Here is a 10,636-nt window from a genome sequence, read left to right as displayed (position 1 = left end):
TATCTTATCCAGGGCTTGTTGCTCGGCAACTAATTAATCAATGGTAATTAGTTCAAGAGCAATTTTTTGTCGAGTTATAAAATGCAAAATTTTAGCTATTTTAATCAGCATAATTATCGAATAGCTACTTTGTGATTTAGCGAGTATCCAGTTACTAGTTTTAGTCGAAAACATAGATTTCCCTATAGATAGACCTTTGAGCTTTTCAAGTATTGCATAGTTAGCAACTTTGAATACCGAGCCGCAGTTAGGTGCTGTATTATCTTGATGTTCTTTTGCCCAAATTTGCCTTGAAGTTAGAGGATTTTCGGTGAATTCTGTTGGTTCAAACTTGAAAATTGCACTCAATATCAGTTTTGAGTGTATACCAGTAAATATAGTTTCTCGATAATCTCGTACAATTTGACTATTTTCAAGTGTTTTTATACATCCATCCTCAAAGAAGGTTACACTTTCAACAAAGTCGTATATTGTACATCCATGTTGTCTTCCTCTACCAGCGTTCATTGCTAATGCACCACCAATAGTTGCTGGTACAGATGCAAGATAATAGAAAGAATTCATGGAGTTCTGATAACAATACTTTAATACTTCCATCACTGAAGCAGAAGAAGATACTTCAAGTCTGTTATTAGGTAAAGGATTTGTATACTTAGGTAGTTTATTTTTCAGTATCAATGATTGGATACTTTTTTTAACAAACAGCGTGTTAGAGCCATTTCCAATTATATAAATCTTTACTTTGTTTTCTTTAGCCCAATTACAGTATTCCTGAAGATCATTTACACTATTGATATCTCCTACTCGCTCAAAGTAATGTCGTGTTCTATAGTGCGAAAGACTGTTTGATGTTAAAGACTCAATCTTTAAATTAGACATCTTAACTCTTTCTACTCCTTCTAGATGTTTGATAAAAATAAAAAGTTGGCTTGCTATTTAGCAAACATAGTACAGTCATAAAATACCCTATTTTAAAACATTATTTATTCTTTATTCCTGCTTTGATCCAACATTAATTTTACTATCAGTTTCTTCTTGTAAAATCGCTTTAATTAAATGTTTTTTTGATTCCATGATTTTTGATTCTAGAGAAATAGATACCGATTCATAGTCAATATCAAAGATTTCGCCGCTGAATAATTCAGGTTTTGATTTCTCCGAAAATATACGGTTTGTTAAGCCAAAATCATTAAGCAAATCTCTTACTTTATTCGATTTATCACTAGGAAGAAATACTGTAAAAGGTTTATGAAAAATAATAGAAAATACAGTGCCGTGAAAAGTATTAGTCACAATATAAGATGCTTCACTATGTAATCCAATCCACTCTTTTGGCCTAGCAGTTTCTAAATTTATTTGTGCTAACGCTTCATTTCTACCGACTGAAACTATAGTTAAATTTTGTTCTGCTGCCAGGAATTTGATAAACTCTTCTTCCTCTGGTTGTATGTCAGCTTGAACATACAATAGAAGATATTTATTTGTTATTCTCGGCGGGGTTTTAAGCGTATCATACTTAATTAGGAAAGTAGGATCTAAAACTTTTATCGCTTTTTTATTGCATTCATTAGCAATAATTTGTAAACTATTAGAATCACGAACTAAAATGGTTTGAAACTGATTAATCAATGTATATATTTCTTTTTGATAAGTCCCTAATTTTGTTGTATTACCAAAACTTGCCGCATAACTTATCTTACGAGTAGTTTTATTGCTAACAAAATCTAAAAAGAAAGAAGAATTATACCCTCTAAAGGAATCTATACACCATATTTGGTCACTGCCACATATTACTACATCATATTTATCTTGATAGTATTTCAAGCCTTTTTTATCATAAAATTTTTTATTGCTTAACTTAACATGAGAAAGCAGGAAGCGTCTCATTTTCCAATATCTTGAAATATAAATCAAAGATTTTTCATTAATCCGAATTTTCTTAGTTTGGCTAGTGCTAGATTTTACCCTTTTGATCGGAAGTAAAGCTCTGAAATATATCCATGCTATTTTAAGAGGTCGATAGTCTATTATTTCAACATCATAGCCTTGACTGTTAAGAAAAGTCCAAAGAGCACAAGCCTGGAGTGTTGCTCCGTAGTTGTCTACATGGTGAAAAGTTAGAATTCCGATTTTCATCTTTGCTCTCTGTGATAAACTATGAATTTTATCTTAATTAATTAGTTTTATGAGATTAGATAGATTTAATTTTTTCGTTAAACTATCATAGATTGATGTATATTAAATTAATTCATCAAAATATATTTACCTTGAAATTCGCTATAATTCCTACATAACAAAGTTAGACTTTTGTTTTAATTTTGATATTCAAAGTTTCTCCTAACTCAAGTACCTGTCTGAAAAGCTTAGGCGATATTACTGAGAGAGCAAGAATATAAATAGAGATTCCGAATATCCCTGAAATAGCTAGTAACATCCATGCTTCAAGAAATTTTCCTAAAAAATATTTAGTAGTTAATATAGTTACAACCATTGCTCCAGAAGCTATTAAAGGTACTATGTATAAACGCAGATAGTTATTTAAATCTATCTTAATAAGTTTATTAATAGCTAATAATGAAATAGGTAATATGAAGTAACCACGAACTACATAAGCACAAGCAACGGCTACAATACCTAATTTTACTACCAGAGCAAAACCAATGACATTAGTAACTGTATTTATCACTTGTATCCATAGCCTCCACGAAGGTTTGCCTAACGCCAGAATTACAGAATTGTTATAAAAGAAAATTAGATGAACAGGGCCAATAAGAGATAGTATTTGCAATACTGGAATGCTCTGAATCCACTGCTCACCAAAAAATACTTTTACAAATTCAGTTGCTAATACTGGTACACAAAGAAATATTGGGAAGGCAATGAGACTTGTGAACTGAGTAGCAGTATAAAAAGCCTTTAGTAATCGTTCTGGTTCTGCCTGTAACCTAGAAAATATGGGTAGTGCAACTTTAGTTGTAGTACTGATTAAAACCTGCATCATTACTAGCAGCAATTTATAGGCAACCGAGTAATAACCTAATGCAACTAGTCCTAGATAGTAGCCAATTAGTAAGTCATCGGCTCGACGATTGAAAAAATTAACTATGTTAAACGCAGATATATTAATTCCAAAGCTAAAAAGTTCTTTAACATGTATGTTAGAAAATTGGAATCCTGGTCGCCAATCGCTAACTCGCCACAACACTACAACCTGTATAAAACTACCTGATAGTTGTTGACCTACTAGACTCCAAACGCCATAACCTAAAAAAGCCATCCAAACGCCAACTATTCCACCTATTATCACTGCCAATAGTGAGCGAATTGCTAAACTTTTAAAGGCAAACTTACGTTCAAGAATCGCTTGCTGCACGCTGCTCAATCCATTAAATATAAAGCTTATAGATAAGCATTGAATGATTGGTACTAAATGCGGCTGTTTAAAGAAATTAGCTGCTAATCCAGCGCCAGCAACACTTAATACAGTTAAAAGTATACTTATTCCTAAAGTTGTCCAGAATGCAGTGTCTAAGTGCTCTGAATTTATCTCTTGACGTTGGATAATTGCTACAGAGAACCCTTGATCAACAAAAATTTGTACAAATTCAATAAATATAGATGCTAAAGCAATTAAACCAAAACTTTCTGGATTAAGTAAACGAGCTAAAATAAAGAAAACAACTAAAGAGACTACTTGGCGTCCCCAACTTTCTATAACAGTCCAAATTACACTTTTAACAGCTTTTTGCCGTAAGTTTGATGAATCTTTAGGTGATTCCATTACATAGTTTACCGATGAAAGAACCTAGAGTATATAGCTTTGATATTGCTAGCTATGAGCATTTGGATTATTTATTTTCATGCCAATCAGATACACCTTATTTTATTTAGATTTTAGTTATAATTAAAACTTTTTATTCCAAAAATAACATAAAAACTACCTAACGCAATGATTATCGGAAAGAAAATATTTTTGAGCTTAAGTAATTCTTTATAGAAGACTCTACCACAATCTTCTTGTAAATTTGCAGCAATTCAAAAAACTATTATCATAAAATTTATTAATGAGCCAGCTAGGGGAAACGCATCTAATTTGTTTTGACAAAATCTAACTTATATGGATTGAGAAAAAGGGAAGTATTCTTAGGTTGATATCAATGTAATAGATGTATACAAAGAAGATTTGATGGTAAAAGCGGTTCTGTAAGAATCAATAAAATGGGGTGAAGTGGCATTCTCAATTCATTTGAATGAGAGAAAATCTAAAAATGAAGCTACCATCAAAAATCACAATTGCAGATTGCAGATCATATTAAAGATTTAGAAGACAAGAGAGTTGAGCGCACTAAAAAGCACAAATTAAATGATATAGTCACCATAGCAATTTGTGCAGTCATTTGTGGAGCAGATAGTTAGGTACCTGTTACTTATAATTTCTGGTTTTAAGTGGTATCTAAGTTTGCTAATCAGTTATTAAAACAACATAAAATTTTTGATTTTTTGGTTACTGAGTTTATATGTGCCTCAATAATGTTGTGTTCCACAGAATACATATTCCCTTGGCTTTTTCTTAATCCCCAGTCTCGTGAAGAAAGACTGCTGCAATACGACTTGATGATAGTAGTTGCTTCGTAGCTAGCCATATAAATAGTGGAATAGTTTTAGCATAGCGGCCGCAAAGTCGGCGTGGTTCTTGAATCCATCGATACAGCCATTCAAGTCCTAAGTCACGAACTATGCGGGGTGCCCGCTTGTGAATTCCTGCATAAACTGGGAAAACTCCACCCAGTCCAATCATTACAGCTTGTATCTTACCCTTATGTTGAGCTATCCAATTTTCTTGCTTAGGACATCCCAGAGATACTAATACGGCGCTAGCACCACTAGAGTTAATCTTTTGAACCAAAGCTTCGTCTTCAGTTTCAGTCAGAGGGCGAAAGGGTAGAGGTTCCATCGCCGCAATATTCATCTGCGGAAATTCCTGTTCTAACCTTTTTCGCATCCGAGAAAGAACTTCTGTTTGGGAACCTACAAAGAAAATACTAAGATTTTGTGTTTGAGTTAGGTGACACAATGCTAGGAAAATATCCATTCCTGCCACACGGTCTTGATGAAGCGCTCCCATCTTTCGCATCATCCATACCAGAGGCATACCATCAGGAGTAACTATGTCTGCATTTCGTAATACGCTGGCAAACTCTGGATTCCAATGAGCTTCAATGAGCATGTGTACATTGGCTACATATACAGTTTTACTTTCACGTCTCCTCGCCCACTTCAGCATTGTTTGTACTTGATCGTCAAAGCGTAAAGCAGTAATGGGAAAATCCAGTACTTTTTTAGTAGGTAGAAGCACTCTTGCCACCATCAATAACTCCTGTGTCCAAGAAAAAAATCCATAGATTACCTAGACCATTCCGAATATTCAATAATTCAGATGAAATGACTCCTGACTTTTTGTAGCCTTGTGTGATCGTTGGAAGTTAACACATGGAGATGCAATTGGTTTTTTAGTATACTTTTGACTTAACCGTTAATATTAGAATTATTTTGCTACTGTGTCCTAGTTTACTGTTTTAAGCTAGGGATTTCAGACGCTGCCTGACAAAATTCATACTTCCTTCATAATTAATTTTTGGTTTGTTCATGCTAGCATTACAATTGCGATAAACTCCTACAAATATTCGTAGTACTTTATACTTACTTTAACTATATAATGTGCAATACCAGACACTCAGCTTGCGGATTTTGATACGTAAATATGCGCTTAAGAGGTCTAATTTTAATTAGTATATTTTAAAGAATGGCTAATAGTTTTTTATTATGACTTTCCAAATTTATTACAAATTTAATTTAGACAAAACTATTGATTGATGGCTTTTGTGTACACATTGCTGCCAAAATTGCATCTCACAGACTACGTTTATTGCTCCGTCGCCGTTTTGGTATTCATGTTCTCACTTTCCAGTGCCAACCTATTTAATTCACATTAGACGTAAATCCCTAAATTTTATTTTTTTCTCAAATAAAAGCCCTAAAAATAAGGGGAAGATAAAGTTATCTTCCCCTGCTCTATTGTTTTTGTTATTTTCTGGCTTGTTAGCTTCTTTGAGTCTTTGTCGTAACATTTGCCTTTGTTTTTTGAGTTGCCTCTTCCTTGCAGAACCGCCTCTACCTTTGTCATTCCTGCCTTGTTTACGGGGAGACTCCCATCTTTTCAGTCGCATAACTTTTTTATGTCTCTTGTACTTGTTTGGTAGTGGGCAGGAGGAGAATCGAACTCCTATGACCGCAAGGCCGCCACATTTTGAGTGTGGTGCGTCTACCAATTCCGCCACCCGCCCATATATCTAACCCTAACTAGTATACTCTAATTAAGTGATTTTGTAACAAGTTTGAAAATTTATTTTCAAAGTTTTGCTGGAATAATATAGGTCTAAGAGTTTTTGGGCTTACAGGCGTGGCAAGGTCAATAAGCTAGGGTCAATATCCTCTAGTTTGGCGCAGCCGCTAAGTGCCATTCCCACATTTAACTCATCTTGTAGCAGTGATATGACATGAAATACACCAATTTGCCCTGCTACTGCTAGTCCCCATAAAATAGGTCGTCCGATTAGTACGGCTTTTGCTCCTAATGCCAGAGCTTTCAGAATGTCTGTGCCCCTACGGATGCCTCCATCCAATAGTACTTCTACTTTACCATCCACTGCTGCTACTATTTCAGCTAGAGCGTCTAAAGAAGCGATCGCACCGTCGAGTTGTCTGCCACCATGATTGGAAACGACAATTGCTTTGGCTCCATATTCCACAGCCCGAACAGCATCATCTCCCCGTAAAATTCCTTTGATGACTAAAGGTAGTGGAGATAAAGATTGTAACCATTGCAAATCGTCCCAAGTTACTGCTGGGTTTAGCTGTTGGGCAAAATAGGTAAATAATCCAGATTCGCCTTTTTCATGGGAAATATCTAGCCCTGATATTGTGGCGAGATTAGCCAAATGTAAGTCTGAGGGTAAGGCAAACTCGTTACGTCTATCTCTTTCTCGCTGTCCGAGAACAGGTGCATCTACAGTTAGACAAAGCGCTTTGTAGCCTGCTTTATAGGCTTTTTCTACCAAACCACGAGTTAATTCCCGATCTTTATGGATGTAAAGCTGGAACCATCGCAGAGAATCTGGAAAATTATCACATGCACTTGCCACTTCTTCAATGCTCTTTGTGGCCATTGTACTTAACACCATACCCACACCAGCCGATGCCGCAGCTAGAGCAGTGGCAATTTCTCCATCTGGATGAGCTAGACATTGAAAAGCCATCGGCGCAATTAACAAAGGTAGTTGCAGGGGTTGTCCTAAAATGGAGGTAGTAAGATTGCGATCGCTTACATTGACTAATACACGAGGTCGCAACTTGAGTCTCTCAAAGGCAGCACGATTATCCCGTAGTGTGATTTCGTCCCAAGCACCACTGCTATAGTAATCAAGCGTCATTTGAGATAGATGCTCTTTTGCTAGCTTTTCGTACTCAAACAGATTTATGGGTTGAAGAAAATGATGGTCGTTGGGTACAACTGTCATGGTAGAGGCTGTGGGTTAAGCTATGGGATATTCCCCAATTTTCTTCAGTCTTTGGCGAACTGGTCGTAAGGAAACCTGGTCATTAGCTGATTTTTGGGCTGTACCAGCATTTTACATTACAGCGAATCGCCCACAGCTTGCCTGAAGGATAGCAAGTGCGATGTCCACGACGGGCTGCGCCAACGCATGAGCGAATCATCTGGAGTATTGTAAGCTCAAACACATCTAATTTAGATAACCAAATTTAAATAGTCGTCCTACCAGTTTCGCCATCCACCTTTGGGTGCAACTTCATTACTTGTAGACTTCAGTCCATGACTTTGGATTAAAGATTGATATTCTGTACTGCTTGCCCAACGGTCGATTTCTCGCGCCCGCAGCACTGGCACTGGATGGGTTAATTGGGCTGTGCGGGCAGCTTTGACCATTTCACCTAGTTCGGTCTTGCTAATATCATCGTAAGCGCGGGCTTGGGCAACAAAGGCATCAAGATTCAGTTGTGGCGCTAAGGTGGGGGAACCACCCGCCAGCTTCATCAGCACTGACATAACAACTTTGGGGTCTTGGGTTGCTAGTAATGCGGCGCGATCGCAGGTAAACTCAGCACAGCGTACCCATTCTAAAAGTTGTGCCTGTATCGCTTGAGCAACGAAAGTTCCAACATTCGGCACAATCGCCGCAGCTAATATTAATAAATTTACAGGAGTCAAATAAACGCTATGGTCACACTTGAGATGCCCCAACTCGTGGGCAATTACTGCCTGTATTTCTTCTGGTGTGAGGATATCAATCAGGGATGTGTGTAGCACAACAAACGGCTGTTTACCACGCACAGCAAAAGTATAGGCGTTGGGAGCCGGATGTTGGCGGACGTACAACTGGGGAGGCTCTATATCTAGAATTTTACAGGCATCTAACAACAACTTGTATAAATCGGGCAGTTGCTTTTCACCCACTAGAATGCTGGAGGCAATATTTTCTACATAGAAAACCTGCTCTGCCATTGGCCCAAGCCAATTTCGCACCAACATATCTATGCCTGGTATTTGCTTGAGCGTTTTGGTAGCTTCCAGGTCTAATGGATGACGAAATGAGTCAGCTTTTAAACCAATTAGCGGGGTTTTAAAGAAGGACATAGTGCAGCAAGCTATAAAAAACACAACTATAGAATCTGGCTGTAGATAAACAGCCATCCACAGTTAGTATAACGATTTAACTAGGCTGGACAGGGGGAACAAAGGGAGAAAATTTTACCTTGTCTACCTCATTCTCCTAGTTCTTCCCTCAGTCTCAACCAAGAGGCACGGGACAGGGGGAATATGAACAAGTAGGGGAGACAAGGTGACAAGAGGTGAGAATTTGCAACAAGTCTTTCCCGTTGTCCCCAATTTTCCTTGTCCTCAATTCCTCTACTCCCTGCTCCCTTGCCTCTTCTTCAACTCGACAGGCTACTGATGGTGGAAGCGATTTCTGCATCTGCTGATGCTTCGCCCACGCGGAGGATTTTAGCTCCCAATTGCTGCAACTTCATATCGAGTCGATCATAGCCGCGATCGAGGTGCTGTAATCCTTGAATTGTGGTTTTTCCTTCTGCCGCCAGTCCTGCTATGACTAGCGCTGCCGATGCTCGTAAGTCTGTACCTAATACTGGTGCGCCAGATAATTTCGGCACTCCCCGAACGAAAGCAGTGTTGCCTTTAACACGAATATCTGCCCCCAAGCGATTTAACTCTGAGGCATGACGCAAACGATTTTCAAAGACAGATTCGTTAATCACGCTGTCGCCTTCGGCCAATGTCAGCAAAGCCATGAATGGCGCTTGCATATCTGTAGGAAAACCTGGATGGTATTGAGTTTCAATATCCGTTGCCTTGAGAGTTTCCGCCGGCAGAATACGTAAGTGTTCAGGCTTTTCCTCAATTATTGTCACCCCAATATCCCGCAGCTTGGCAATCACTGGTATGAGATGTTCTGGAGCGACTGGCGAGAGAAGAAGTTCGGAACGGGTAATTGCTGCTGCCAGCAAAAACGTTCCGGCCTCAATGCGATCGGGAATGATACTGTAGTCAACAGAATGCAACTTGGGGACTCCTTCGATAATAATCCTGCTAGTCCCCGCGCCCTTAATCTTCGCTCCCATCGCGTTACAGAAGTTAGCTAAATCAACTACTTCCGGTTCTCTGGCAGCATTTTCGATGATCGTTTCGCCCTCTGCGAGGGTAGCTGCCATCATCAAGTTTTCCGTAGCTCCGACACTGGCGATATCTAAGTAAATCTTCGCACCTTGTAATCTCCGGCTGCTGCCGGGGACATAGGCATTACAAATGCCATGCTCAATTTGTACTTCCGCTCCCATTGCTTGCAGTCCTCGAACATGCAAGTCAACTGGTCTTGCCCCAATAGCGCAACCACCAGGTAACGGCATCTGCGCTACTCCCAATCTTGCCAGAATGGCACCAATGGCGAAGAAACTCGCCCTCAGTTGGGTAACTAGTTCGTAGGGAGCTTTTGATGTTTTAATTTCGCTGGCGTTAATGTCTAAAATATCGCCTTGCCGCGTTAAGGTTACACCCAAAGCCGATAATACCTGACCCATCCGCTCTACATCCGCCAATAAGGGGACATTGCGGATACGACAATCGCCCGGACACAGCAAGGCTCCAGCCATGATTACCAGTGCTGCATTTTTTGCCCCGCTAATTTTCACATGACCTCGCAAAGGATGCCCACCCCAAATTTGCAAGACTGAGGAGTCTGCTTCTGGAGCAATTTTGACATCTGGTAAGCTGGTAGAAGGATTGATAAGCCTACCTCCAAAAGTAATACGTATTTTATATGTTTGAAGTTGGTTTTGATTCTACAGTAAAGATTCAAATTGTCCACATTTTAGAGCAGCATATTGCATAAAAAAATTGTTTTTTTGTGAGAAGGGATGGTTAAAAGCCAACAACAGCAAGCATTTTGAGCTTTTAACAAAATAATAAAAATGAACGAATAAGTAGTAGTTTCAAGCTAAATTAAATACTCAGTAAAATAACTTAAGTGTTCTCTAAAAATCA

The 10,636-nt window shown here is 38.5% G+C and carries 9 protein-coding genes, 1 tRNA gene and 1 pseudogene; 2 read left to right on the top strand and 9 right to left on the bottom strand.

Annotated elements, in window-relative coordinates:
- Positions 1–33: 33 nt before the first annotated feature.
- The 3 genes from VE944_RS31450 to VE944_RS31440 all read right to left on the bottom strand — a co-directional run bounded on the left by VE944_RS31450 (position 34) and on the right by VE944_RS31440 (position 3,781).
- On the bottom strand, positions 34–879 hold the full coding sequence (locus tag VE944_RS31450; protein ID WP_324986903.1) for an FAD-binding protein: 846 nt from the start codon (positions 877–879) through the stop codon (positions 34–36).
- Positions 880–990: 111 nt separating this feature from the next.
- The gene (locus VE944_RS31445; protein WP_324986900.1) at positions 991–2,136 is read right to left on the bottom strand and encodes a polysaccharide pyruvyl transferase family protein; all 1,146 of its coding nucleotides are present in this window, start codon (positions 2,134–2,136) and stop codon (positions 991–993) included.
- A gap of 163 nt (positions 2,137–2,299) precedes the next feature.
- Positions 2,300–3,781, bottom strand: coding sequence for a lipopolysaccharide biosynthesis protein (locus VE944_RS31440; protein ID WP_324986897.1), 1,482 nt, complete (start codon positions 3,779–3,781; stop codon positions 2,300–2,302).
- 512 nt (positions 3,782–4,293) lie between these two features.
- On the opposite strand from VE944_RS31440, the pseudogene VE944_RS31435 reads away from it, so the two are divergent.
- Positions 4,294–4,413: pseudogene (locus VE944_RS31435) on the top strand (transposase family protein); the annotation flags it as partial.
- A 157-nt stretch (positions 4,414–4,570) separates the two neighbouring features.
- On the opposite strand, the gene VE944_RS31430 reads toward VE944_RS31435, so the two are convergent.
- From VE944_RS31430 to VE944_RS31415, 4 genes are all read right to left on the bottom strand, one after another.
- Positions 4,571–5,368 carry a WecB/TagA/CpsF family glycosyltransferase gene (locus VE944_RS31430; RefSeq protein WP_324986895.1) on the bottom strand — a complete coding sequence of 266 codons (798 nt, stop codon included), beginning with the start codon at positions 5,366–5,368 and terminating at the stop codon, positions 4,571–4,573.
- Positions 5,369–5,984: 616 nt separating this feature from the next.
- The gene (locus VE944_RS31425) at positions 5,985–6,227 is read right to left on the bottom strand and encodes a hypothetical protein (RefSeq protein ID WP_324986892.1); all 243 of its coding nucleotides are present in this window, start codon (positions 6,225–6,227) and stop codon (positions 5,985–5,987) included.
- 33 nt (positions 6,228–6,260) lie between these two features.
- A tRNA-Leu gene (locus tag VE944_RS31420) sits at positions 6,261–6,344 on the bottom strand.
- Between the two features lie 108 nt (positions 6,345–6,452).
- Positions 6,453–7,577, bottom strand: a complete 1,125-nt coding sequence (locus tag VE944_RS31415; protein WP_324986888.1) for an alpha-hydroxy acid oxidase — start codon at positions 7,575–7,577, stop codon at positions 6,453–6,455.
- A gap of 22 nt (positions 7,578–7,599) precedes the next feature.
- On the opposite strand from VE944_RS31415, the gene VE944_RS31410 reads away from it, so the two are divergent.
- A complete protein-coding gene (locus tag VE944_RS31410) occupies positions 7,600–7,722 on the top strand; it encodes a hypothetical protein (RefSeq protein WP_324986884.1) in 123 nt (40 codons plus the stop codon).
- A 112-nt stretch (positions 7,723–7,834) separates the two neighbouring features.
- Here the strand turns inward: VE944_RS31410 and VE944_RS31405 are convergent, their stop codons facing one another.
- The gene (locus VE944_RS31405; RefSeq protein WP_190733027.1) at positions 7,835–8,713 is read right to left on the bottom strand and encodes a M48 family metallopeptidase; all 879 of its coding nucleotides are present in this window, start codon (positions 8,711–8,713) and stop codon (positions 7,835–7,837) included.
- Positions 8,714–9,012: 299 nt separating this feature from the next.
- Positions 9,013–10,380 carry a UDP-N-acetylglucosamine 1-carboxyvinyltransferase gene (murA, locus tag VE944_RS31400; protein WP_324986911.1) on the bottom strand — a complete coding sequence of 456 codons (1,368 nt, stop codon included), beginning with the start codon at positions 10,378–10,380 and terminating at the stop codon, positions 9,013–9,015.
- Positions 10,381–10,636: the final 256 nt, after the last annotated feature.

This window comes from Nostoc sp. (genome assembly GCF_035638895.1).
In the GTDB taxonomy this organism is placed as follows: domain Bacteria; phylum Cyanobacteriota; class Cyanobacteriia; order Cyanobacteriales; family Nostocaceae; genus Nostoc.
Note: the sequence above shows the minus strand (reverse complement) of the source record. Positions and strands in the feature narration are given on the sequence as shown.